Source organism: Streptomyces longisporoflavus (assembly GCF_014649775.1).
Taxonomy (GTDB): domain Bacteria; phylum Actinomycetota; class Actinomycetes; order Streptomycetales; family Streptomycetaceae; genus Streptomyces; species Streptomyces longisporoflavus.
The window spans coordinates 45127-67868 of sequence record NZ_BMTR01000016.1; the positions used below are offsets into that span (position 1 = coordinate 45127).

The 22742-nt window shown below is 66.1% G+C and carries 32 protein-coding genes; 27 read left to right on the top strand and 5 right to left on the bottom strand.

Annotation, left to right across the window (positions count from 1 at the left end):
* Positions 1-80: 80 nt before the first annotated feature.
* The 5 genes from IE226_RS29195 to IE226_RS29215 form a co-directional block, all read right to left on the bottom strand.
* Entirely contained in the window at positions 81-578 is a 498-nt protein-coding gene (locus tag IE226_RS29195) for a Pycsar system effector family protein (RefSeq protein ID WP_190084410.1), read from the bottom strand.
* Entirely contained in the window at positions 575-1651 is a 1077-nt protein-coding gene (locus IE226_RS29200) for a hypothetical protein (protein WP_229871605.1), read from the bottom strand. The genes IE226_RS29195 and IE226_RS29200 overlap by 4 nt, the downstream gene beginning before the upstream one ends.
* A gap of 120 nt (positions 1652-1771) precedes the next feature.
* Positions 1772-3922, bottom strand: a complete 2151-nt coding sequence (locus IE226_RS29205) for a hypothetical protein (protein WP_190084412.1) — start codon at positions 3920-3922, stop codon at positions 1772-1774.
* Positions 3919-4668 (bottom strand): hypothetical protein, encoded by a 750-nt coding sequence (locus tag IE226_RS29210; protein WP_190084413.1) that lies wholly within the window; start codon positions 4666-4668, stop codon positions 3919-3921. Before IE226_RS29210 ends, IE226_RS29205 begins: the two co-directional genes overlap by 4 nt.
* A gap of 135 nt (positions 4669-4803) precedes the next feature.
* Positions 4804-5526: a Crp/Fnr family transcriptional regulator gene (locus IE226_RS29215; RefSeq protein ID WP_190084414.1), complete on the bottom strand. Its 723-nt coding sequence runs from the start codon at positions 5524-5526 to the stop codon at positions 4804-4806.
* Between the two features lie 392 nt (positions 5527-5918).
* Here IE226_RS29215 and rpsL point away from each other — a divergent pair, with 392 nt between their 5' ends.
* The 27 genes from rpsL (at position 5919) to IE226_RS29350 (ending at position 22741) form a co-directional block, all read left to right on the top strand.
* Complete coding sequence (rpsL, locus tag IE226_RS29220; protein WP_003948652.1) at positions 5919-6290, top strand: 30S ribosomal protein S12; 372 nt, start codon at positions 5919-5921, stop codon at positions 6288-6290.
* A 2-nt stretch (positions 6291-6292) separates the two neighbouring features.
* The gene (gene rpsG / locus IE226_RS29225) at positions 6293-6763 is read left to right on the top strand and encodes a 30S ribosomal protein S7 (RefSeq protein WP_003974303.1); all 471 of its coding nucleotides are present in this window, start codon (positions 6293-6295) and stop codon (positions 6761-6763) included.
* A 39-nt stretch (positions 6764-6802) separates the two neighbouring features.
* Positions 6803-8929, top strand: a complete 2127-nt coding sequence (fusA, locus tag IE226_RS29230) for an elongation factor G (protein ID WP_190084415.1) — start codon at positions 6803-6805, stop codon at positions 8927-8929.
* Between the two features lie 144 nt (positions 8930-9073).
* Positions 9074-10267, top strand: a complete 1194-nt coding sequence (gene tuf / locus IE226_RS29235; RefSeq protein WP_190084416.1) for an elongation factor Tu — start codon at positions 9074-9076, stop codon at positions 10265-10267.
* A gap of 502 nt (positions 10268-10769) precedes the next feature.
* Positions 10770-11078 carry a 30S ribosomal protein S10 gene (gene rpsJ, locus IE226_RS29240; protein WP_003948644.1) on the top strand — a complete coding sequence of 103 codons (309 nt, stop codon included), beginning with the start codon at positions 10770-10772 and terminating at the stop codon, positions 11076-11078.
* 18 nt (positions 11079-11096) lie between these two features.
* Positions 11097-11741, top strand: a complete 645-nt coding sequence (rplC, locus tag IE226_RS29245) for a 50S ribosomal protein L3 (RefSeq protein WP_190084417.1) — start codon at positions 11097-11099, stop codon at positions 11739-11741.
* Positions 11742-11748: 7 nt separating this feature from the next.
* Positions 11749-12402, top strand: coding sequence for a 50S ribosomal protein L4 (rplD, locus tag IE226_RS29250; protein ID WP_190084418.1), 654 nt, complete (start codon positions 11749-11751; stop codon positions 12400-12402).
* Positions 12402-12818 (top strand): 50S ribosomal protein L23, encoded by a 417-nt coding sequence (gene rplW, locus IE226_RS29255; protein ID WP_190084419.1) that lies wholly within the window; start codon positions 12402-12404, stop codon positions 12816-12818. The genes rplD and rplW overlap by 1 nt, the downstream gene beginning before the upstream one ends.
* Before the next feature lie 39 nt (positions 12819-12857).
* Entirely contained in the window at positions 12858-13694 is an 837-nt protein-coding gene (rplB, locus tag IE226_RS29260; protein WP_160506661.1) for a 50S ribosomal protein L2, read from the top strand.
* 12 nt (positions 13695-13706) lie between these two features.
* Positions 13707-13988 (top strand): 30S ribosomal protein S19, encoded by a 282-nt coding sequence (gene rpsS, locus IE226_RS29265; RefSeq protein WP_190084420.1) that lies wholly within the window; start codon positions 13707-13709, stop codon positions 13986-13988.
* A gap of 41 nt (positions 13989-14029) precedes the next feature.
* Complete coding sequence (rplV, locus tag IE226_RS29270; protein ID WP_016645177.1) at positions 14030-14377, top strand: 50S ribosomal protein L22; 348 nt, start codon at positions 14030-14032, stop codon at positions 14375-14377.
* Positions 14377-15219 carry a 30S ribosomal protein S3 gene (rpsC, locus tag IE226_RS29275; RefSeq protein ID WP_160506663.1) on the top strand — a complete coding sequence of 281 codons (843 nt, stop codon included), beginning with the start codon at positions 14377-14379 and terminating at the stop codon, positions 15217-15219. Before rplV ends, rpsC begins: the two co-directional genes overlap by 1 nt.
* Before the next feature lie 5 nt (positions 15220-15224).
* Positions 15225-15644: a 50S ribosomal protein L16 gene (gene rplP / locus IE226_RS29280; RefSeq protein WP_135332557.1), complete on the top strand. Its 420-nt coding sequence runs from the start codon at positions 15225-15227 to the stop codon at positions 15642-15644.
* Complete coding sequence (gene rpmC / locus IE226_RS29285) at positions 15644-15868, top strand: 50S ribosomal protein L29 (RefSeq protein WP_003998824.1); 225 nt, start codon at positions 15644-15646, stop codon at positions 15866-15868. The genes rplP and rpmC overlap by 1 nt, the downstream gene beginning before the upstream one ends.
* Positions 15868-16152, top strand: coding sequence for a 30S ribosomal protein S17 (rpsQ, locus tag IE226_RS29290; protein ID WP_055564830.1), 285 nt, complete (start codon positions 15868-15870; stop codon positions 16150-16152). Before rpmC ends, rpsQ begins: the two co-directional genes overlap by 1 nt.
* Before the next feature lie 97 nt (positions 16153-16249).
* A complete protein-coding gene (gene rplN / locus IE226_RS29295) occupies positions 16250-16618 on the top strand; it encodes a 50S ribosomal protein L14 (RefSeq protein WP_073768975.1) in 369 nt (122 codons plus the stop codon).
* A 2-nt stretch (positions 16619-16620) separates the two neighbouring features.
* Entirely contained in the window at positions 16621-16944 is a 324-nt protein-coding gene (gene rplX / locus IE226_RS29300) for a 50S ribosomal protein L24 (RefSeq protein WP_190084421.1), read from the top strand.
* Complete coding sequence (rplE, locus tag IE226_RS29305) at positions 16944-17501, top strand: 50S ribosomal protein L5 (RefSeq protein WP_190084422.1); 558 nt, start codon at positions 16944-16946, stop codon at positions 17499-17501. Before rplX ends, rplE begins: the two co-directional genes overlap by 1 nt.
* Before the next feature lie 5 nt (positions 17502-17506).
* Positions 17507-17692 (top strand): type Z 30S ribosomal protein S14, encoded by a 186-nt coding sequence (locus IE226_RS29310; protein WP_003948630.1) that lies wholly within the window; start codon positions 17507-17509, stop codon positions 17690-17692.
* 223 nt (positions 17693-17915) lie between these two features.
* Positions 17916-18314, top strand: coding sequence for a 30S ribosomal protein S8 (gene rpsH, locus IE226_RS29315; RefSeq protein ID WP_160506666.1), 399 nt, complete (start codon positions 17916-17918; stop codon positions 18312-18314).
* 21 nt (positions 18315-18335) lie between these two features.
* Positions 18336-18875 (top strand): 50S ribosomal protein L6, encoded by a 540-nt coding sequence (gene rplF / locus IE226_RS29320; protein ID WP_190084423.1) that lies wholly within the window; start codon positions 18336-18338, stop codon positions 18873-18875.
* Positions 18876-18878: 3 nt separating this feature from the next.
* Complete coding sequence (gene rplR / locus IE226_RS29325) at positions 18879-19262, top strand: 50S ribosomal protein L18 (protein ID WP_160506668.1); 384 nt, start codon at positions 18879-18881, stop codon at positions 19260-19262.
* 46 nt (positions 19263-19308) lie between these two features.
* A complete protein-coding gene (gene rpsE, locus IE226_RS29330) occupies positions 19309-19911 on the top strand; it encodes a 30S ribosomal protein S5 (protein ID WP_160506669.1) in 603 nt (200 codons plus the stop codon).
* On the top strand, positions 19911-20093 hold the full coding sequence (rpmD, locus tag IE226_RS29335; protein WP_190084424.1) for a 50S ribosomal protein L30: 183 nt from the start codon (positions 19911-19913) through the stop codon (positions 20091-20093). The genes rpsE and rpmD overlap by 1 nt, the downstream gene beginning before the upstream one ends.
* 1 nt (position 20094) lies before the next feature.
* Complete coding sequence (rplO, locus tag IE226_RS29340) at positions 20095-20550, top strand: 50S ribosomal protein L15 (RefSeq protein WP_098244248.1); 456 nt, start codon at positions 20095-20097, stop codon at positions 20548-20550.
* A 224-nt stretch (positions 20551-20774) separates the two neighbouring features.
* Positions 20775-22088 (top strand): preprotein translocase subunit SecY, encoded by a 1314-nt coding sequence (gene secY, locus IE226_RS29345; protein ID WP_190084425.1) that lies wholly within the window; start codon positions 20775-20777, stop codon positions 22086-22088.
* On the top strand, positions 22088-22741 hold the full coding sequence (locus IE226_RS29350) for an adenylate kinase (protein WP_190084426.1): 654 nt from the start codon (positions 22088-22090) through the stop codon (positions 22739-22741). Before secY ends, IE226_RS29350 begins: the two co-directional genes overlap by 1 nt.
* Position 22742 lies beyond the last annotated feature (1 nt).

Genomic DNA, 22742 nt, shown 5'->3' on the forward strand with positions numbered 1-22742 from the left:
GTGACACCGTCGGTTCGTGTTCGGGGTACTCAGGTTCGTACAGCTGGGACATGGTGCTCCTTCCTTCGGTACGGGCTTCCTCAGCCGAGCAGCAGGGCAGCGGGCAGCAGCAGGGACGCCGCCGCGAGGGCCAGGAGGCCGACGCGTACCCACAGGTGCTTGTGTGCGGCGATCCGACTGGTCGCCGCAAGCGCCGCCACAAGAAGGGGAGTCGGGTCGCGGTCGGCCTCTGTCAGCGCTTGTGTCAGGGCGCCTGATTCGGCGGCGCGTCGGATGTCGCCGAAGTAGCCGAGTGGCCGCCCCGGTTCCCAGTCGCTCTTGCGGTAGCGAGGCATGACCGCGAGGAGCATCGAGACCAGGGAACCCGCGAGTGCGCAGATCCCGGTCCACCAGATGAGGGCCCAGGGAAGGGCGAGCCGGGACGGGTCCCAGCCGCGGCTCACGACGAGGCCGCCGAGCAGCCCCACGACCATCGCGATGGCGCCGACCGCTACGGCCGCTTTGTTGTCGGCTCGGCTGATCTCGGCCCGGATCTCCGCGAGCAGCCGGACACCGGATTGCGATTCCTCGGTGGTCATACGGTTTCGGCCCGGTCGTCGGGATGCCGGGCGGCGCGATCGGGCGGCTTGCGCAGTGGGCCTTCCCGCTGTGCGTCGGTCGAGCCGCCGACTGCCTGGGCGAACATCGACCTGAACAGCGCGAGGACCAGTTGCTGAGGCTCCTCCAGCTGGTACTTCTCCAGGGTTCCCTCCGGTAGGACCCGGTCGATGAGTCCGAGCTGGTTCTCGATCGTCCGCTTCTCGTCGGCGCGCAGGTTCTCCACGACGAGTCGGGTGTCCTGCGCGTGCTCGGCCAGGTGCAGGAGGAGGGCGGCGACTCCGCCCTTGGCCAGGTTATGACGGTAAAACTCGATCTTCCTCGCCTTGAGTTGCTGCTCCTGTTCCAGCCGCATCAGCTCCACGTCGTGTTCGGACAGCGCGGCCTCGGCGTCGTACCGGGCCGCGCGCAGGCGACCCTGGTGGGCGCGCTCTTCGGGATCGCGCCGCAGCCGCGCGGTGCCGCCGAGCCGGAGCCCTTGCCGTGCCGCGTGGTCACCGGAGGCATCGAGGATCTGTTGCACGGCGGCCTCGGCGTCCGCACTCGAGGAAATGGTGAACTTCCTGGTCACAGGGCGTAGCAGGCGGTGCAGTACGCGGTTCAGGAGGGCCGGCATGTCGCGCTCCTGGCTGACGACGAAGCGCTCCGGGTCAGTCACCTGCCAGGTGAGGTCGAAGGTGGCGTCGAACTCGAAGCTGTCGATGTCGCTGGGCAGACGAGTGCGCAGGCACAGGGGGTGGACGCCCAGGTCGACCTCGTACACGGCGGTTCGGCCACGGAGGCTTGTCGGGCGTCTTGGTGGCAGATACGTCTCGTACGAGTCACCGGCCCCGGCGACCACGAGAGCGCAGTCGGCGCGGCCCAGATAGCGGCGGCCCGGGATCTCGTAGCGCGCCAGCTGACGTACGGCGAGAACGGGGTCGGTCAGGCCAGTAGGCCGACCGCCGTGCTCCGGGAGGGTGTCCCTGGCGTCCGGATCGTGAGGACTGCCGGGGGCGCGGGGATTGTTGGGGCGGATCAGATCGGTCAGCTCGTCCAGGCCGGCCGGGCCCATCAGGCCAGGCCGGTCCCGGGTGTCGGGTGCCTCAGGTGTCGTCTGTGCCTCTCGCGAGAACTGGGGGATCCGGCTTTCAGGGTGTTCCTGACCTGTTGCCACAGTGGGCTCCTCTCCGGCTCATGAGTGCGCTGCGACGGCCGTGCGCAGGCGGTGTGTGACGTGCAGGGGGCTGCCGTCGGCGGCGTGCGCCGTGCGCAGGAGGTGGTCGATCCGCTGCCGGTCGGCTTCGGTGTCGGCGAGTGCGGCCAGTAGCGGGGTCAAGGACCGCTCGGTGTAGGGGTCTCGCTCCGCCACACGAACCCATCGCTGCAAGGACTCCCGCGCCGTATCGGTGTGCGCGCGGTCGCGCAGCCCGGCACGCCAGAGGCCGGTGACGAGTTCGTCGTCGTCGCATTCGGGAGAGGAGCGGGCATCGGCGAACCACTTCAGGACGAGAGGGCGCTCAGTGCCCTCTTCGGACTCACGGCAGGCGAGACCGAAGGCACGCAGCGCGTGGTTGTACAGAGCCTCGTCGCGTGGCGTCTGTTCGTCCTCGACCAGTTGGGCGAGCCGCGGGAGCACCGGCTCATGGGCGGCGAGCAACAACAGCTGGGTGGCTTCGGCCAGTTGATTCACCTCCTCTTCCTCGTCGTTCTCCAGACGCACGGCGTCGAGCAGCGCATCCAGCGCCTTCACCGGCTGCATCGGGCCGAGGAGTCCGTAGACGCGGATCGCGGTCCATCGGCGGCTGGGGTGTTCGCCGGTGCACCAGGCGTGCAGGATCCGGGACACGCCCCGTACCTGGAGAAGGCTGGCCAGGCTGAGCGTGTTGGCGGCGGTCAGCCAGCCGCTGTAGGACCTGCCGCCGGCCCAGGGCTCGACCAGGTGCGCCATGGCGGACGGCAGGTCGGCCTCGGCGAGGAGCGCCGTGGCGGCGGCGGCCCGGGTGCGGACCAGCGGGCGACCGTCCTTCGCGAGCTGCTGGAGCCAGCGCACCAGGGCGGTGCGCGCGGAGGGATGCACGGTCCAGACCTCGCGCAGCAGCATGCTTGCGGTGTGCTTGTCCTGGAACTCGGCCCGGTACTGGGAGACCGGACCCCACTCGGTGACCTCGTCCTGCGTACTGCCGAGGGCATGGGCGAAGGCGAGGCGGGATGCCGTGGAGCTGCCGAAGATCGGGATTACGGGGGGCTTATCGGGGTTGGCCGTCGTCTGGAGTTCGACGAAGAGACTGTCGCCGAGTTCCGCCGCGATCGCGTACGGGGCCTTGTCGAAGACGGCGAGGGCGATGAGGAACGCCTTCTCGCGCAGTTCGTCCCCGCCTTCCTTCTCGGGTGACGTGAGCCACCCGGATACCCGGTCGGCCAGAGCCGACTGTGCGAAGTCGGCCAGTTGCTCCTCGTCGAGTTCACCCCGGTGGTGGGCGGCGAGCTGTTCGGCGAACCTCTCGGTCTCGCCCGGCTGGTGCGTACGGTCGAGGAATTCCTCGACCGGCGTGAGCCGGCGCAGCCGCTCCCACGCCTCGGGTCCCACCTCGGTCGTCACATGGGCGCGCAGAACGTCCTCGACCGGTGGCGGTTCCCACAGCACGAAGGGGATCTCGCCCAGCATCGCCGACGAATCCACAGTGATCACGAACCGTCCGCCGTGCAGGCGCAATTTCTCCCGCATGCTCAGCAGGTGGGGTCCCAGGAGCGGACGGCTGCGGCTGGTCGACAACTCGTGCAGGAGGAAGCCGGGTGAGTCCTCCAGAGCGTCCGGCAGCGCCGCCGGGGCCGTACCCGGATCGAAGGACTGGATCGGGTGGGCGCCGAGCCGATTCAACAGCATCAGCGCGGCGGACTCGCGCCCGGTGCCGCGGCTGCCCTTGAGTACGACGACGTGGTCGTCCCGGAGCCGCTCCAGTGCCGCGTCGAAGCTCGGGCAGGTCCGGAAGACGGTCGCCAGTCGTTCGACGTCCTCGCGGCGGACTTGGCCGGACACCGAACGTGAGGCCGCGCCGAAGCCTCGCGGACCGAGGTTGATGTTGACGTTGCCCGCGACATGGCCGCCGGTGACCCCTAGCTGGTCGCCGCGGATCAGGCTGCCGACGAAGTCGGGGGCGTGGTCGATCAGGTCACGGCGGGCGGCCCAGGCAGGCTGCCGTGCTTCGGGTTCCTGTTCCGGCTCCGGAGCCTTGCCACCATCGGGGGCCTCGTCTGAATTGGCGGCGTCCGTGTCCGGCTTCTCGCTCTTCTCGGGTCGCTCGCCCTTCGGCGGCTTCTCCGGCTTGGCATCCTCCTGGCTCACTTCCGGTCACCCCGCTCTCCGCCTCGCAAGTCGAAGTTGACGTCGCCCGCGACGTGGCCGCCAGTGATCCCGTACTGCGAGCCCATGATCTGGGTGCTTGTGGCGGAGGGACTGGTGGAGGGGGAGCCAGTGGGGGAGGAGCCAGTGGGGCGGGAGCCTCCGCTGCCGCCCCGCTCGGGCGCCACCACCTGGTGCAGCCAGGCGGTGCTCGGCCCTTCCTTGGTCTCCACGGCCACCTTGTGGAACTCCTCTGGGCGAACGCCGTGATGGCCGTGGCGCACCACCCCTTGGTAGAGGGTGTCGGAGACGCAGAGGACGCTGCTGTCGGCAGCGGTCCGCAGGGCCTCGCGCAGTGGTTCGGCATCCAACAGACGGAAGGCATGGTTCAGGTCCCCGCCGATCCAGCCCTTCTCGTCCACAGCGACGTAGCCCGCCGCCAGTACGATGCGCAGCCGCATCCGGGTGCTGCCCGCCATCAGCCGGTTCTTGGAGTTCAGCAGCATCGGAGTCTCGGTGAGCAGCGCCTTCAGCAGCCCGGACACCGGAACGTTCGCGTCGATGAGTTCGACGACGGAGTCACCTCGGTCGGCGCGGAGCCGAGCGGTTTCGCTGACGTCGGCCGCGGCGAGGGTGCCGTCGGCGACGTCGTACAGCATGCGCCGGAGAAAGGCCTGCTCGACATCGTCTCTGGTGCCGAACTGCTCGATGTCGAACAGCAGGATCGTGCGGCTCACGGACTCGGCCATGGTCATCCTTCGATCGGGGATCCGGACTGACCAGCAGCGTGGCGGCGCCGTGGTCCCCGTCGTGAGGGCGGATGACGCACTCGAAGTGTGACCGTGTGCACAGAGTCGCTCGGCGGAGTGCCTGTACGGCGTGCACTAACGGGCGGTGCCCTCCTGCCCCGCCCGAGCGATCATGCGCAGTACGTCTGGTCGCCTGATCACCAGCTCGCGGCGCCCTGTGGCCACCACCTCCCGGTCCCGCAGCTCCTTGAGCAGCCGCTGCACCATCTCGCGGGAGGCACCCACGGATCCGGCGAGCTCCTGCTTGCTCAGGGGAACGGCGAGCTCGATGCCTTCGTCGGTACGTCGTCCATGGGTACGGGCCAGATCGAGGAGGAGTGCCGCGAAGCGTTCACGTACTGTCATCGACGCGAACTCCAGGCGGCGCTGGTCTGCGGCCCGAGTCCGGTCGGAGGTGAGTCCGAGCAGGGCGAAGGAGACGGCGGGAGAGCGGGCGAGGAAGCCGGTGAACTGGCGCAGCTCGACGGCGACGGCCTCGACCGGTTCGAGCGCGGTGACCGTCGCCGAGCGCGGGCGCCCGGTCAGCGCGGCGGATTCGCCGACGATGTCGCCGGGACCCCGCAGGGCGAGCAGTGCCTCGTACCCGTTTGCAGCGGACGCGGTCACCTTGGTCCAGCCGTGCAGGATCAGCAGGATGTGCGAGGAGGGCTCGTGCTGGCGGATCAGCGTCGCTCGGGTCGAGAAGGGCAGCGGGCTGCCGAGACCGAGCAGCGCGGAACGGTCTTCCCGCTCCAGGCGGGCGAGGAACGGCACCCGGTCGTCGAGGCCTCCATCGCCGGTTGGCTGCGCAGCCGTCATGGGTCCCCCGATCGTCAGGCCGACCGATGAACGTAGTGAAGACGGCCGAACTGTGCCCCGGAACGGCTGAAAGCGGTTGCCCGAGGACATTGAACGGCTGAAATTGCGTCAGGTCAGCCGGAACGCGAGTGTGAAAAGCCCGGCGTGTCGCCCCCCACCGCATTTGTTTTGACCGAACCCGATGAGGTAGGTACGCTCAGACCTTGTGCCTGGGGTGTGCCTGGGCTCGTGCGCGTGTCTTCAGCCGCTGTGCGAGTCCGAGAACGGCCACCGTAATCTGCGCTCCTTTCCGCCTTGCGGCGGGAGTCTGCAGCATTCGACACACCCGACCGCGTGGGTCGGCGATGTTTCAGGTTAGCTTTACTATTCGGCACACAGAAACCGGAGAAGTAGTGCCTACGATCCAGCAGCTGGTCCGGAAGGGCCGGCAGGACAAGGTCGAGAAGAACAAGACGCCCGCGCTCGAGGGATCTCCCCAGCGCCGCGGCGTCTGCACGCGTGTGTTCACGACCACCCCGAAGAAGCCGAACTCGGCCCTGCGTAAGGTCGCGCGTGTGCGTCTGACCAGCGGGATCGAGGTCACCGCTTACATTCCGGGTGAGGGACACAACCTGCAGGAGCACTCCATCGTGCTCGTGCGTGGTGGCCGTGTGAAGGACCTGCCGGGTGTTCGCTACAAGATCATCCGCGGCTCCCTTGACACCCAGGGCGTCAAGAACCGCAAGCAGGCCCGCAGCCGCTACGGCGCCAAGAAGGAGAAGTAAGAATGCCTCGTAAGGGCCCCGCCCCGAAGCGCCCGGTCATCATCGACCCGGTCTACGGTTCTCCTCTGGTGACCTCCCTCATCAACAAGGTGCTGCTGAACGGCAAGCGCTCCACCGCCGAGCGCATCGTGTACGGCGCCATGGAGGGCCTGCGCGAGAAGACCGGCAACGACCCGGTCATCACGCTCAAGCGCGCGCTGGAGAACATCAAGCCGACCCTCGAGGTCAAGTCCCGCCGTGTCGGTGGCGCGACCTACCAGGTCCCGATCGAGGTCAAGCCGGGCCGTGCGAACACGCTCGCCCTGCGCTGGCTGGTCGGTTACTCCCGCGCCCGTCGCGAGAAGACCATGACCGAGCGTCTGCTCAACGAGCTCCTCGACGCCTCCAACGGCCTCGGCGCCGCTGTGAAGAAGCGCGAGGACACCCACAAGATGGCCGAGTCCAACAAGGCCTTCGCGCACTACCGCTGGTAGTCGCTACCCCCATCGAGACCGAGAGAAGACTGAGCCGATATGGCTACCACTTCACTTGACCTGGCCAAGGTGCGCAACATCGGCATCATGGCCCACATCGACGCGGGCAAGACGACGACCACCGAGCGGATCCTGTTCTACACCGGTGTCTCGTACAAGATCGGTGAGGTTCACGACGGTGCCGCCACGATGGACTGGATGGAGCAGGAGCAGGAGCGTGGCATCACGATCACCTCTGCTGCCACCACCTGTCACTGGCCGCTGAACGACGTCGACCACACCATCAACATCATCGACACCCCGGGCCACGTCGACTTCACCGTCGAGGTAGAGCGTTCGCTCCGTGTCCTCGACGGTGCCGTGACGGTGTTCGACGGCGTCGCCGGTGTTGAGCCCCAGTCCGAGACCGTGTGGCGTCAGGCGGACCGCTACGGCGTCCCCCGCATCTGCTTCGTCAACAAGCTCGACCGTACGGGTGCCGAGTTCCACCGCTGTGTCGACATGATCGTCGAGCGCCTCGGTGCGACCCCGATCGTCATGCAGCTGCCCATCGGCGCAGAGGCTGACTTCAAGGGCGTCGTCGACCTCGTCACCATGAAGGCCTTCGTCTGGTCCGCCGAGACCAAGATGGGCGAGGCCTACGACATCGTCGACATCCCCGACACGCACACCGAGGCTGCCGAGGAGTACCGCGGCAAGCTCCTCGAGGCTGTCGCCGAGAACGACGAGCAGATGATGGAGCTGTACCTCGAGGGCCAGGAGCCCACCGAGGACCAGCTGTACGACGCGATCCGTCGTATCACCATCGCCTCCGGCAAGGGCGGCGACACCACCGTCACCCCCGTGTTCTGCGGCACCGCGTTCAAGAACAAGGGCGTCCAGCCCCTGCTCGACGCGGTCGTGCGTTACCTGCCTTCGCCCCTGGACGTCGAGGCCATCGAGGGCCACGACGTCAAGGACCCCGAGGCCGTCGTCAAGCGCAAGCCCTCGGACGACGAGCCCCTTTCGGCTCTCGCGTTCAAGATTGCGAGCGACCCGCACCTCGGCAAGCTCACCTTCGTCCGGATCTACTCCGGTCGCCTTGACTCCGGCACCGCGGTGCTGAACTCCGTCAAGGGGAAGAAGGAGCGCATCGGCAAGATCTACCGCATGCACGCGAACAAGCGTGAGGAGATCGAGTCGGTGGGCGCCGGCGACATCGTCGCCGTCATGGGTCTGAAGCAGACCACCACGGGCGAGACGCTCTGTGACGACAAGCAGCCGGTCATCCTGGAGTCCATGGACTTCCCGGCGCCGGTCATCCAGGTCGCCATCGAGCCCAAGTCCAAGGGTGACCAGGAGAAGCTGGGTGTCGCCATCCAGCGCCTCTCGGAGGAGGACCCCTCCTTCCAGGTGCACTCGGACGAGGAGACCGGCCAGACCATCATCGGTGGTATGGGCGAGCTTCACCTCGAGGTGCTCGTCGACCGCATGAAGCGCGAATTCCGCGTCGAGGCGAACGTCGGCAAGCCCCAGGTCGCGTACCGCGAGACGATCCGTCGGGCCGTCGAGCGCGTGGACTACACCCACAAGAAGCAGACCGGTGGTACCGGTCAGTTCGCCAAGGTGCAGATCGCGATCGAGCCCATCGAGGGCGGCGAGGCGTCGTACGAGTTCGTCAACAAGGTCACCGGTGGCCGTATCCCGAGGGAGTACATCCCCTCGGTGGACGCCGGTGCGCAGGAGGCCATGCAGTTCGGCATCCTGGCGGGCTACGAGATGACTGGTGTCCGCATCACGCTTCTCGACGGCGCGTACCACGAGGTCGACTCCTCCGAGCTCGCCTTCAAGATCGCCGGCTCGCAGGCCTTCAAGGAGGCCGCGCGGCAGGCCAAGCCCGTGCTGCTCGAGCCGATGATGGCCGTCGAGGTCACCACGCCCGAGGACTACATGGGCGATGTCATCGGTGACATCAACTCCCGCCGTGGCCAGATCCAGGCCATGGAGGAGCGCAGCGGCGCTCGCGTCGTGAAGGGCCTCGTGCCCCTCTCGGAGATGTTCGGCTACGTCGGAGACCTCCGCAGCAAGACGTCGGGTCGCGCAAGCTACTCAATGCAGTTCGACTCCTACGCCGAAGTTCCGCGGAACGTCGCCGAGGAGATCATCGCGAAGGCCAAGGGCGAGTAACTCACCCGAGTTGACGCTTTAGGCTTGACACCATCCGCCGGGGTTCGACCCCATAAGGCAAGAACCCCGGCGGCTGGCTTCCCAGCAAAGATCACCTGGCGCCGATGAAGCAAGGCGTACAGAACCACTCCGCAGGAGGATTCAGTGGCGAAGGCAAAGTTCGAGCGGACTAAGCCGCACGTCAACATCGGCACCATCGGTCACATTGACCACGGTAAGACGACCCTCACGGCCGCCATTACCAAGGTGCTGCACGACGCGTACCCGGACCTGAACGAGGCCTCGGCCTTCGACATGATCGACAAGGCGCCGGAAGAGCGCCAGCGCGGTATCACCATCTCCATCGCGCACGTCGAGTACCAGACCGAGACGCGTCACTACGCCCACGTCGACTGCCCCGGTCACGCGGACTACATCAAGAACATGATCACGGGTGCCGCGCAGATGGACGGCGCGATCCTCGTGGTTGCCGCCACCGACGGCCCGATGCCGCAGACCAAGGAGCACGTGCTCCTGGCCCGCCAGGTCGGCGTTCCGTACATCGTCGTCGCCCTGAACAAGGCCGACATGGTGGACGACGAGGAGATCCTGGAGCTCGTCGAGCTCGAGGTCCGTGAGCTCCTCTCCGAGTACGAGTTCCCGGGCGACGACCTGCCGGTCGTCAAGGTCTCGGCGCTCAAGGCGCTCGAGGGCGACAAGGAGTGGGGTGAGTCCGTCCTCAACCTGATGAAGGCTGTCGACGAGTCCATCCCGGAGCCCGAGCGTGACGTCGACAAGCCGTTCCTGATGCCGATCGAGGACGTCTTCACGATCACCGGTCGTGGCACCGTCGTCACCGGTCGTATCGAGCGTGGTGTCCTCAAGGTCAACGAGACCGTCGACATCATCGGCATCAAGACCGAGAAGACCACCACCACGGTCACCGGCATCGAGATGTTCCGCAAGCTGCTCGACGAGGGCCAGGCCGGTGAGAACGTCGGTCTGCTCCTCCGTGGCATCAAGCGCGAGGACGTCGAGCGCGGCCAGGTCATCATCAAGCCCGGTTCGGTCACGCCGCACACCGAGTTCGAGGCCCAGGCCTACATCCTGTCGAAGGACGAGGGTGGCCGTCACACCCCGTTCTTCAACAACTACCGCCCGCAGTTCTACTTCCGCACCACCGACGTGACCGGCGTCGTGACCCTCCCCGAGGGCACCGAGATGGTCATGCCGGGCGACAACACTGAGATGACCGTTGAGCTCATCCAGCCCGTCGCGATGGAAGAGGGCCTGAAGTTCGCCATCCGTGAGGGTGGCCGGACCGTCGGCGCCGGCCAGGTCACCAAGATCAACAAGTAAGCTTCCCGCTTGCTTGAAGATCGGGGAGACCCGGTCGCTCTGAACTGAGCGCAGCGAAAAGCCCCGTCCACCTCCGGGTGGACGGGGCTCTTTGCGTACGCGATGTCGGCCGTGCCGGCTTGACAGTCGGCCCGATTGGCCTTCGGCGTCCCACGTGTGGCACACTGTCCAGGTTGCTCGGTTGAGTGCCGATGCTGCGCGCCTCCCGCCGGGAGGACCGGAAGCGAGTCCCACAGTACTCGTCGCCCCATCTGCCGAAAGGCAGCGCTGGAGCGGACGTACGGGAATCTTCTGGGAAGTGCGGTGCGGAGACTCAACCAGGCGCCCGGTGGGTTTCTTCCCCCGGACCCGCGGTCATCTGGGCCGCAGCCCCTAGCAGGGAAATCCTTCGGGAAATCTCATGAGCGGGACTGCGACACGCCCGACCGCGTGGGTCGGAGGAAGTAGAAAAAAGGGCCTCCCGGGAGCCAGAGCCTTCGAGACAAAGGACTACCAAGTAGCCATGGCGGGACAGAAGATCCGCATCCGGCTCAAGGCCTACGACCACGAGGTCATCGACTCTTCGGCGAAGAAGATCGTCGAGACGGTGACTCGCACTGGTGCGTCGGTCGCAGGCCCGGTGCCGCTGCCCACTGAGAAGAACGTGTACTGCGTCATCAAGTCGCCGCACAAGTACAAGGACTCGCGCGAGCACTTCGAGATGCGCACGCACAAGCGCCTGATCGACATCCTCGACCCGACGCCCAAGACCGTTGACTCCCTGATGCGACTCGACCTCCCGGCCGGTGTCGACATCGAGATCAAGCTCTGAGGGCCGGTGATCTGAGAGATGGCTAAGCAGATCAAGGGCATCCTGGGCGAGAAGCTCGGCATGACGCAGGTGTGGGACGAGAACAACCGTGTTGTTCCGGTCACCGTCGTCAAGGCCGGCCCGAACGTCGTTACCCAGGTCCGTACGAATGACTCCGACGGCTACGAGTCGGTCCAGATCGCCTTCGGCGAGATCGACCCTCGCAAGGTGAACAAGCCCCTCAAGGGTCACTTCGCCAAGGCCGACGTGACCCCCCGCCGCCACCTGGTGGAGATCCGCACCCCCGACGCCAGCGAGTACACGCTGGGCCAGGAGGTGACTGCCGAGGTGTTCGAGTCCGGCGTCAAGGTTGACGTCACGGGCAAGAGCAAGGGCAAGGGCTTCGCCGGTGTCATGAAGCGTCACAACTTCAAGGGCCTCGGCGCCGGTCACGGCACCCAGCGCAAGCACCGCTCGCCGGGCTCGATCGGTGGCTGCGCCACCCCGGGTCGCGTGTTCAAGGGCCTCCGCATGGCGGGCCGTATGGGCAACGAGCGGGTCACCACCCAGAACCTGACCGTTCACGCCGTTGACGCGGAGAAGGGCCTGCTCCTCATCAAGGGCGCAGTTCCCGGTCCGAACGGCGGCCTCGTCCTGGTCCGTACCGCGGCCAAGGGGGCTTGAGGAACCGATGAGCACCATTGACATCCTTTCGCCGGCAGGCGACAAGGCCGGGACCGTCGAGCTCCCCGCGGAGATCTTCGACGTCGAGAAGATCAGCATTCCGCTGATCCACCAGGTCGTTGTCGCACAGCTGGCCGCTGCCCGTCAGGGCACGCACAAGACCAAGCGCCGCGGTGAAGTCCGCGGTGGCGGCAAGAAGCCGTACCGCCAGAAGGGCACCGGCCGCGCGCGCCAGGGTTCGACCCGTGCGCCGCAGTTCGCAGGCGGTGGCGTCGTCCACGGCCCGCAGCCGCGTGACTACTCGCAGCGGACCCCGAAGAAGATGAAGGCCGCGGCCCTGCGCCACGCCCTCACCGACCGGGCCCGCAACGCTCGTATCCACGTTGTCACCAACGTGGTCGAGGGCGACATCTCCACGAAGGCCGCGAAGACGCTGCTCGGCAAGGTCAGCGAGCGCAAGAACGTGCTCCTGGTCATCGACCGCGCGGACGAGACTTCGCTGCTCTCCGCCCGCAACCTGCCCCAGGTGCACATCCTGGAGCCGGGCCAGCTGAACACGTACGACGTGCTCGTCTCGGACGACGTGGTCTTCACCAAGGCCGCCTTCGAGTCCTTCGTGTCTGGCCCCCAGGCCGTTGAGACCGAAGGGAGCGAAGCCTGATGGCTACGCGTCACCCGAGCATCGCCCCCAAGGCGGCCAAGGCCGCCAAGGCCGCGCGCCTCGCCAAGGCGAAGCGCCACGCCACCGAGGGCAAGAACACCGTCGAGACGCCGCTGAGCAAGAGCTTCACGGACCCCCGTGACGTCCTCGTCAAGCCGGTCGTCTCCGAGAAGAGCTACGCGCTCCTCGACGAGGGCAAGTACACCTTCGTCGTTGCGCCCGGCGCCAACAAGACCCAGATCAAGCAGGCCGTCGAGGCGGTCTTCTCGGTCAAGGTCACTGGGGTCAACACGATCAACCGCCAGGGCAAGCGCAAGCGCACCCGCACGGGCTTCGGTAAGCGCGCTGACACCAAGCGCGCGATCGTGACCCTCGCTGAGGGCGACCGTATCGACATCTTCGGCCAGGCCTCCTAACGGAGCGCCCTGGTCCGAATATCGGACGAGGACTGAGAAATGGGAATCCGCAAGTACAAGCCGACGACGCCGGGCCGCCGTGGCTCCTCCGTCGCCGACTTCGTCGAGGTAACGCGGTCCACGCCGGAGAAGTCGCTGGTCCGCCCGCTGCACAGCAAGGGCGGCCGTAACAACGCCGGTCGTGTGACCGTTCGCCACCAGGGTGGCGGACACAAGCGCGCCTACCGAGTGATCGACTTCCGTCGTCACGACAAGGACGGCGTGCCGGCGAAGGTCGCGCACATCGAGTACGACCCGAACCGCACCGCGCGCATCGCGCTCCTGCACTACGCGGACGGCGAGAAGCGCTACATCCTGGCCCCCCGCAACCTGTCGCAGGGTGACCGGGTCGAGAACGGACCGGGCGCGGACATCAAGCCGGGCAACAACCTGGCCCTCCGCAACATCCCGGTCGGTACGACCATCCACGCCATCGAGCTGCGGCCCGGCGGCGGCGCGAAGTTCGCCCGCTCCGCGGGTGCCTCCGTGCAGCTGCTTGCGAAGGAGGGCTCCATGGCCCACCTTCGTATGCCGTCCGGTGAGATCCGTCTGGTCGACGTCCGCTGCCGCGCCACGATTGGCGAGGTCGGCAACGCCGAGCAGTCGAACATCAACTGGGGCAAGGCCGGCCGCAAGCGCTGGCTTGGCGTTCGCCCGACCGTTCGCGGTGTGGCGATGAACCCGGTCGACCACCCGCACGGTGGTGGTGAGGGCAAGACCTCCGGTGGTCGCCACCCGGTCTCGCCGTGGGGTCAGAAGGAGGGTCGTACTCGTTCGCCGAAGAAGGCGAGCAACAAGTACATCGTCCGCCGCCGCAAGACGAACAAGAAGCGCTAGGAGCGGGTTTAGATGCCGCGCAGTCTCAAGAAGGGACCCTTCGTCGACGGCCACCTCGTCAAGAAGGTGGACGCACAGAACGAAGCAGGTTCCAAGAACGTCATCAAGACCTGGTCCCGTCGCTCGATGATCGTCCCGGCCATGCTGGGCCACACGATCGCGGTGCACAACGGCAAGACCCACATCCCGGTGTTCGTCACCGAGGCGATGGTCGGCCACAAGCTCGGCGAGTTCTCGCCGACTCGCACCTTCCGCGGCCACGTCAAGGACGACCGGAAGTCGAAGCGCCGCTAGCGCGGGGTGGAACGACTATGACTTACACCGAAGGGACAACCATGGAAGCCAGGGCCCAGGCGCGGTACATCCGCGTCACGCCCATGAAGGCCCGCCGAGTGGTGGACCTCATCCGTGGCATGGATGCCACGGAGGCTCAGGCGGTCCTGCGTTTCGCCCCGCAGGCCGCGAGCGTGCCGGTTGGCAAGGTGCTTGACAGCGCCATCGCCAATGCCGCGCACAACTACGACCACAGTGACGCCTCTTCGCTGGTCATCAGCGAGGCGTACGTGGATGAGGGCCCGACCCTGAAGCGGTTCCGTCCGCGTGCTCAGGGCCGTGCCTACCGGATCCGTAAGCGGACCAGCCACATCACCGTGGTCGTCAGCAGCAAGGAAGGAACCCGGTAATGGGCCAGAAGGTAAACCCGCACGGGTTCCGGCTCGGCATCACCACCGACTTCAAGTCGCGTTGGTACGCCGACAAGCTGTACAAGGACTACGTCAAGGAAGACGTCGCCATCCGTCGGATGATGACGTCCGGCATGGAGCGCGCCGGCATCTCGAAGGTTGAGATCGAGCGCACCCGTGACCGCGTGCGGGTGGACATCCACACCGCGCGTCCCGGCATCGTCATCGGCCGCCGTGGCGCCGAGGCCGACCGCATCCGCGGTGACCTCGAGAAGCTCACGGGCAAGCAGGTCCAGCTGAACATCCTCGAGGTCAAGAACCCCGAGGTCGACGCTCAGCTGGTCGCGCAGGCCGTTGCAGAGCAGCTGTCCTCCCGCGTCTCCTTCCGTCGCGCCATGCGCAAGAGCATGCAGTCGACGATGAAGGCCGGCGCCAAGGGCATCAAGATCCAGTGTGGTGGCCGTCTCGGCGGCGCCGAGATGTCCCGCTCGGAGTTCTACCGCGAGGGCCGCGTGCCCCTGCACACCCTCCGTGCGAACGTCGACTACGGCTTCTTCGAGGCCAAGACGACCTTCGGCCGTATCGGCGTGAAGGTCTGGATCTACAAGGGCGACGTCAAGAACATCGCCGAGGTCCGCGCCGAGAACGCCGCGGCCCGTGCGGGTAACCGCCCGGCCCGTGGTGGCGGCAACGACCGCCCGGCCCGTGGTGGCCGTGGTGGCGAGCGTGGCGGCCGCGGCCGCAAGCCGCAGCAGCAGTCCGCGCCGGCTGCCGAGGCCCCCAAGGCCGACGCTCCCGCCGCAGCTGCCGCTCCGGCTGAGAGCACCGGAACGGAGGCCTGACCGACATGCTGATCCCTCGTAGGGTCAAGCACCGCAAGCAGCACCACCCGAAGCGCAGCGGTATGTCCAAGGGTGGTACGCAGGTTGCGTTCGGCGAGTACGGCATTCAGGCCCTCACTCCGGCGTACGTGACCAACCGCCAGATCGAGGCGGCTCGTATCGCGATGACCCGCCACATCAAGCGTGGCGGCAAGGTCTGGATCAACATCTACCCGGACCGCCCGCTGACGAAGAAGCCCGCCGAGACCCGCATGGGTTCCGGTAAGGGTTCCCCCGAGTGGTGGGTCGCGAACGTCAAGCCCGGACGGGTGATGTTCGAGCTGTCCTACCCGAATGAGAAGACTGCGCGTGAGGCGCTTACCCGCGCTGCTCACAAGCTTCCGATGAAGTGCCGGATTGTTCGGCGCGAGGCAGGTGAGTCGTGATGTCGGCCGGTACCAAGGCGTCCGAGCTGCGCGAACTGGGCGACGAGGAGCTTCTCGCGAAGCTTCGCGAAGCCAAGGAAGAGCTGTTCAACCTCCGCTTCCAGGCGGCGACCGGTCAGCTCGAGAACCACGGGCGGCTCAAGGCCGTCCGCAAGGACATCGCGCGGATCTACACCCTGATGCGTGAGCGCGAGCTGGGCATCGAGACGGTGGAGAGCGCCTGATGAGCGAGAGCAACGTGACTGAGACGAAGACCGACCGCGGTTTCCGCAAGACCCGTGAGGGTCTGGTCGTCAGCGACAAGATGGACAAGACCGTCGTCGTCGCTGTCGAGGACCGCGTGAAGCACGCGCTGTACGGCAAGGTCATCCGCCGTACGAACAAGCTCAAGGCGCACGACGAGCAGAACGCTGCCGGCGTCGGCGACCGCGTCCTCCTGATGGAGACGCGTCCGCTGTCCGCCACCAAGCGCTGGCGCATCGTCGAGATCCTCGAGAAGGCCAAGTAAACCTCTGAGGGGTATCCCTCGGAGTTCGTTCCGCCAGGCTCCCGGGGCAGTTCACTGAACTGCCCCGGGGGAACCGGCAGACAATCAGGAGATAGACGTGATCCAGCAGGAGTCGCGACTTCGGATCGCCGACAACACGGGTGCGAAGGAAATTCTCACCATTCGTGTTCTCGGTGGCTCGGGTCGCCGCTACGCGGGTATCGGTGACGTCATCGTCGCCACCGTCAAGGACGCGATCCCCGGTGGCAACGTGAAGAAGGGTGACGTCGTCAAGGCCGTCATCGTTCGCACCGTCAAGGAGCGCCGCCGTCCCGACGGCTCGTACATCCGCTTCGACGAGAACGCCGCCGTCATTCTGAAGAACGACGGCGACCCTCGCGGCACCCGTATCTTCGGCCCGGTCGGCCGTGAGCTGCGCGAGAAGAAGTTCATGAAGATCATCTCGCTCGCGCCGGAGGTGCTGTAAGCATGAAGATCAAGAAGGGCGACCTGGTCCAGGTCATCACCGGTAAGGACAAGGGCAAGCAGGGCAAGGTCATTGCCGCTTACCCGCGCGACGAGCGCGTCCTGGTCGAGGGTGTCAACCGGGTCAAGAAGCACACGAAGGCCGGCCCGACCGCCAGCGGTTCGCAGGCCGGCGGCATCGTGACCACCGAAGCCCCTGTCCACGTCTCCAACGTCCAGCTGGTCGTGGAGAAGGACGGCAACAAGGTCGTCACGCGTGTCGGTTTCCGCTTCGACGACGAAGGCAACAAGATCCGCGTTGCCAAGCGGACGGGTGAGGACATCTGATGACGACCACCACCAGCCCGCGTCTGAAGGCGAAGTACCGCGAGGAGATCGCGGGCAAGCTGCAGGAAGAGTTCTCGTACGAGAACGTCATGCAGGTTCCCGGCCTCGTCAAGATCGTGGTCAACATGGGTGTCGGCGACGCCGCCCGTGACTCGAAGCTCATGGACGGTGCCGTCCGTGACCTGACCACCATCACGGGTCAGAAGCCGGCCATCACCAAGGCCCGGAAGTCCATCGCGCAGTTCAAGCTGCGCGAGGGTCAGCCGATCGGCTGCCACGTCACGCTTCGTGGCGACCGCATGTGGGAGTTCCTGGACCGCACCCTGTCGCTCGCGCTGCCGCGCATCCGCGACTTCCGTGGTCTGTCCCCCAAGCAGTTCGACGGCCGTGGCAACTACACCTTCGGTCTCACGGAGCAGGTCATGTTCCACGAGATCGACCAGGACAAGATCGACCGCGTCCGGGGTATGGACATCACCGTGGTCACCACGGCGACCAACGACGCTGAGGGCCGTGCGCTCCTTCGTCACCTCGGCTTCCCGTTCAAGGAGGCGTAAGCGAGATGGCGAAGAAGGCACTTATTGCCAAGGCTGCTCGTAAGCCCAAGTTCGGTGTGCGCGGCTACACCCGCTGCCAGCGCTGTGGCCGTCCGCACTCCGTTTACCGCAAGTTCGGCCTGTGCCGCGTCTGCCTTCGTGAGATGGCTCACCGTGGCGAGCTGCCGGGCGTGACCAAGAGCTCCTGGTAATTCCCCCTGTCCTAAGGGACTTGGGAATTACCGGAGGCTCTCGGTAAGTATCTGGTCGGTAGGTGGCCCACCTCTCCATGGCTTAGGCTAGGAGGGTTGGGCGCCTGCCGCCCTGACCGACTTACTACGCCGTAGGTCCCCGCGCCGCACCCGTCCTGCCTCTGAGTGGGGAGAGGGATGGCGCAGATAGGAAACCCCGGCGAGAGAGGCCGAAGGCCAATTCATGACCATGACTGATCCGATCGCGGACATGCTGACTCGTCTGCGTAACGCGAACTCGGCGTACCACGACTCCGTGGCGATGCCGCACAGCAAGATCAAGTCTCACATCGCGGAGATCCTCCAGCAGGAGGGCTTCATCACGGGCTGGAAGACCGAGGACGCCGAGGTCGGCAAGAACCTCGTCCTCGAGCTGAAGTTCGGCCCGAACCGTGAGCGCTCCATCGCGGGCATCAAGCGGATCTCCAAGCCCGGTCTCCGGGTTTACGCGAAGTCCACCAATCTGCCGAAGGTGCTCGGCGGCCTGGGCGTGGCGATCATCTCCACGTCGCACGGTCTCCTCACCGGCCAGCAGGCAGGCAAGAAGGGCGTAGGTGGGGAAGTCCTCGCCTACGTCTGGTAGTCGGGAACGGAGGAATAGCTAATGTCGCGTATTGGCAAGCTCCCCATCACGGTTCCCGCCGGCGTGGACGTCACCATCGACGGCCGTACGGTCTCGGTTAAGGGTCCCAAGGGCTCCCTTTCCCACACCGTCGTCGCGCCGATCGATGTCGCCAAGGGTGAGGACGGCGTCCTGAGCGTCACCCGCCCCAACGACGAGCGTCAGAACAAGGCCCTGCACGGCCTGTCCCGCACGCTGGTGGCGAACATGATCACCGGCGTGACCACGGGTTACGTGAAGAAGCTCGAGATCAGCGGTGTCGGTTACCGCGTGCTCGCGAAGGGCTCCAACCTGGAGTTCTCGCTGGGTTACAGCCACCCGATCCTGGTCGAGGCCCCCGAGGGCATCACCTTCAAGGTGGAGTCCGCGACCAAGCTTTCGGTCGAGGGCATCGACAAGCAGAAGGTCGGCGAGGTTGCGGCCAACATCCGCAAGCTGCGCAAGCCCGACCCGTACAAGGCCAAGGGTGTCAAGTACGAGGGCGAAGTCATCCGGCGCAAGGTCGGAAAGGCAGGTAAGTAAGCCATGGCATACGGTGTGAAGATCGCCAAGGGTGACGCTTACAAGCGTGCCGCCAAGGCCCGCCGCCACATCCGCATCCGCAAGAACGTGTCGGGTACGGCGGAGCGTCCGCGCCTCGTCGTGACTCGCTCGAACCGCAACATCGTTGCTCAGGTCATCGACGACCTCAAGGGTCACACCCTTGCGTCGGCGTCGACCCTGGACGCGACGATCCGCGGTGGCGAGGCCGACAAGTCCGCGCAGGCCAAGCAGGTCGGCGCGCTCGTTGCCGAGCGTGCCAAGGCCGCGGGTGTCGAGGCCGTCGTGTTCGACCGCGGTGGCAACAAGTACGCCGGGCGCATTGCCGCTCTGGCGGACGCCGCCCGCGAAGCCGGGCTGAAGTTCTAAGCCCCGGTTCCGGAGCTAGCGGACGTAACAGAGAGAGGTAATTCCAATGGCTGGACCCCAGCGCCGCGGAAGCGGTGCCGGTGGCGGCGAGCGGCGGGACCGGAAGGGTCGCGACGGTGGCGCTGCCGCCGAAAAGACCGCATACGTTGAGCGCGTTGTCGCGATCAACCGTGTCGCCAAGGTTGTCAAGGGTGGTCGCCGCTTCAGCTTCACCGCGCTGGTCGTGGTGGGCGACGGTGACGGCACCGTAGGTGTCGGATACGGCAAGGCCAAGGAAGTTCCCGCGGCCATCGCCAAGGGCGTTGAAGAGGCCAAGAAGAACTTCTTCAAGGTTCCGCGTATCCAGGGCACCATCCCGCACCCGATCACGGGCGAGAAGGCCGCGGGCGTCGTCCTGCTCAAGCCTGCTTCCCCCGGTACCGGTGTTATCGCCGGTGGCCCGGTGCGTGCCGTGCTCGAGTGCGCGGGCGTGCACGACATCCTGTCGAAGTCGCTCGGTTCGTCGAACGCGATCAACATCGTGCACGCGACCGTGGCGGCCCTCAAGGGCCTGCAGCGTCCCGAGGAGATCGCGGCTCGCCGTGGTCTGCCCCTCGAGGACGTCGCCCCCGCGGCTCTGCTGCGTGCGCGTGCCGGGGCTGGTGCGTAATGGCACAGCTCAAGGTCACGCAGGTGAAGTCGTACATCGGCAGCAAGCAGAACCACCGCGACACGCTGCGTTCGCTTGGCCTCAAGCGGGTCAACGACGTGGTTGTCAAGGAAGACCGCCCCGAGTTCCGCGGAATGGTGCACACCGTCCGCCACCTCGTGACGGTTGAGGAGGTCGACTGACATGGCGGAGCAGAACCCGCTGAAGGTCCACAACCTCCGGCCCGCCCCGGGCGCCAAGACCGCCAAGACCCGTGTGGGTCGTGGTGAGGCGTCCAAGGGTAAGACCGCTGGTCGTGGTACCAAGGGCACCAAGGCCCGTTACCAGGTTCCGGAGCGCTTCGAGGGTGGCCAGATGCCCCTCCACATGCGTCTCCCGAAGCTCAAGGGCTTCAAGAACCCGTTCAAGACCGAGTTCCAGGTCGTGAACCTCGACAAGCTGAGCGCGCTGTTCCCCGAGGGTGGCGAGGTCACCGTCGAGGCCCTCGTGGCCAAGGGTGCGGTTCGCAAGAACAGCCTCGTCAAGGTCCTCGGCCAGGGTGAGGTCACCGTGGCGCTGCAGGTGACGGTTGACGCCGTCTCCGGCTCCGCCAAGGAGAAGATCACCGCCGCCGGCGGTACCGTCACCGAGCTCGTCTGAATTCTTCAGGCACCTCGATGACTTGAGCGATTCCCAGCCGGGGATGCCCCACATATGGGGCATCCCCGGTTGGTCGTTCCAAGGGGGGCACGGTCGCCGGTAAGGTGGCGTGCACTGTCTAAGCTCCGTGCGGTCTGCCCGTGCGGTTTTTCTGACTGATATGTATTCGTCGATCCTCAGACCACTACCTCTTGCGCACGCGCGCGGGGGTCGCAGGAGGCACCGTGCTCACCGCGTTCGCCCGGGCGTTCAAGACGCCCGACCTGCGCAAGAAGCTGCTCTTCACTCTCGGCATCATCGTGATCTACCGGCTCGGAACGCACATTCCGATCCCCGGCGTCAGCTATAAGAACGTCCAGGTCTGTATGGACCAGGCCAACTCCAACCAGGGGTTGTTCGGTCTGGTCAACATGATGAGTGGCGGCGCGCTGCTGCAGATCACGATCTTCGCGCTCGGCATCATGCCGTACATCACGGCGAGCATCATCTTGCAGCTGCTGACCGTGGTGATCCCGCGGCTCGAGGCCCTGAAGAAGGAGGGCCAGGCCGGCACGGCGAAGATCACGCAGTACACGCGTTATCTCACCGTCGCGCTCGCGATCCTCCAGGGCACCGGCCTCGTGGCGACCGCACGCACGGGTTCGCTCTTCTCCGGCTGCCCCGTCGCCACCGAGATCGTTCCGGACCAGTCCATCTTCGTGACCGTCACCATGGTCATCACGATGACGGCGGGTACGGCCTGCGTCATGTGGCTCGGTGAGCTCATCACCGACCGCGGCATCGGCAACGGCATGTCGATCCTGATGTTCATCTCGATCGCCGCCACCTTCCCGAGCGCCCTGTGGGCCATCAAGGAGCAGGGCTCGCTGGCCGGTGGCTGGATCGAGTTCGGCACCGTCATCGCGGTCGGGCTCGTCATGGTCGGTCTTGTCGTCTTCGTCGAGCAGGCTCAGCGCCGTATTCCCGTCCAGTACGCGAAGCGCATGATCGGCCGCCGTTCCTACGGCGGAACCTCGACGTACATTCCGCTGAAGGTCAATCAGGCGGGCATCATCCCTGTGATCTTCGCCTCTTCGCTTCTCTACATCCCCGCTCTCGTCGCCCAGTTCGCGGGTGGCAATTCGGGTTGGAAGCAGTGGATCGAGGCGAACCTGACCAAGGGCGACCACCCGATCTACATCACGACGTACTTCTTGCTGATCGTGTTCTTCGCCTTCTTCTACGTGGCTATCTCGTTCAACCCCGAGGAAGTCGCGGACAACATGAAGAAGTATGGTGGCTTCATCCCGGGCATCCGGGCTGGCCGTCCGACCGCTGAGTACTTGAGCTACGTACTCAACCGGATCACGTGGCCGGGCTCGCTGTATCTGGGTCTGATCGCTCTCGTACCGACGATGGCGTTGGTGGGCTTCGGCGCGAACCAGAACTTCCCGTTCGGCGGGACAAGCATCCTGATCATCGTGGGTGTGGGTCTGGAGACCGTGAAGCAGATCGAGAGCCAGCTCCAGCAGCGCAATTACGAAGGGTTCCTCCGCTGATGCGAATCGTCCTCGTCGGGCCGCCCGGTGCGGGCAAGGGAACGCAGGCCGCGTTCCTCGCCAAGAACCTGAAGATTCCGCACATCTCCACGGGCGACCTCTTCCGCGCCAACATCAGCCAGGGCACGGAGCTGGGCAAGCGCGCGAAGGCCTTCATCACCGAGGGCAACCTGGTTCCCGACGAGGTCACCATCGGCATGGCCCACGACCGCATGACGCAGCCGGACGCCGAGAACGGCTTCCTGCTCGACGGCTTCCCGCGGAACGTGTCGCAGGCCGAGGCACTGGACGAGTTGCTCAAGGCGGACGGGCAGAAGCTCGACGCGGTGCTCGACCTCGAGGTCCCCGAGGACGAGGTGGTCGAGCGCATCGCCGGCCGTCGCATCTGCCGGAACGATTCCAGCCACGTCTTCCACGTGACGTACAGCAAGCCGAAGGTCGAGGGTGTCTGTGACATCTGCGGCGGCGAGCTCTACACGCGCGGTGACGACAAGGAAGAGACCGTGCGCAAGCGGCTCGACGTGTACCACCGCGAGACCGAGCCGATCATCGACCACTACAAGGCCCAGGGCCTCGTCGTGACGATCTCGGCGCTCGGCAAGGTGGACGAGGTCACCAAGCGCGCGATGGACGCGCTCAAGGGCGACAAGTAGC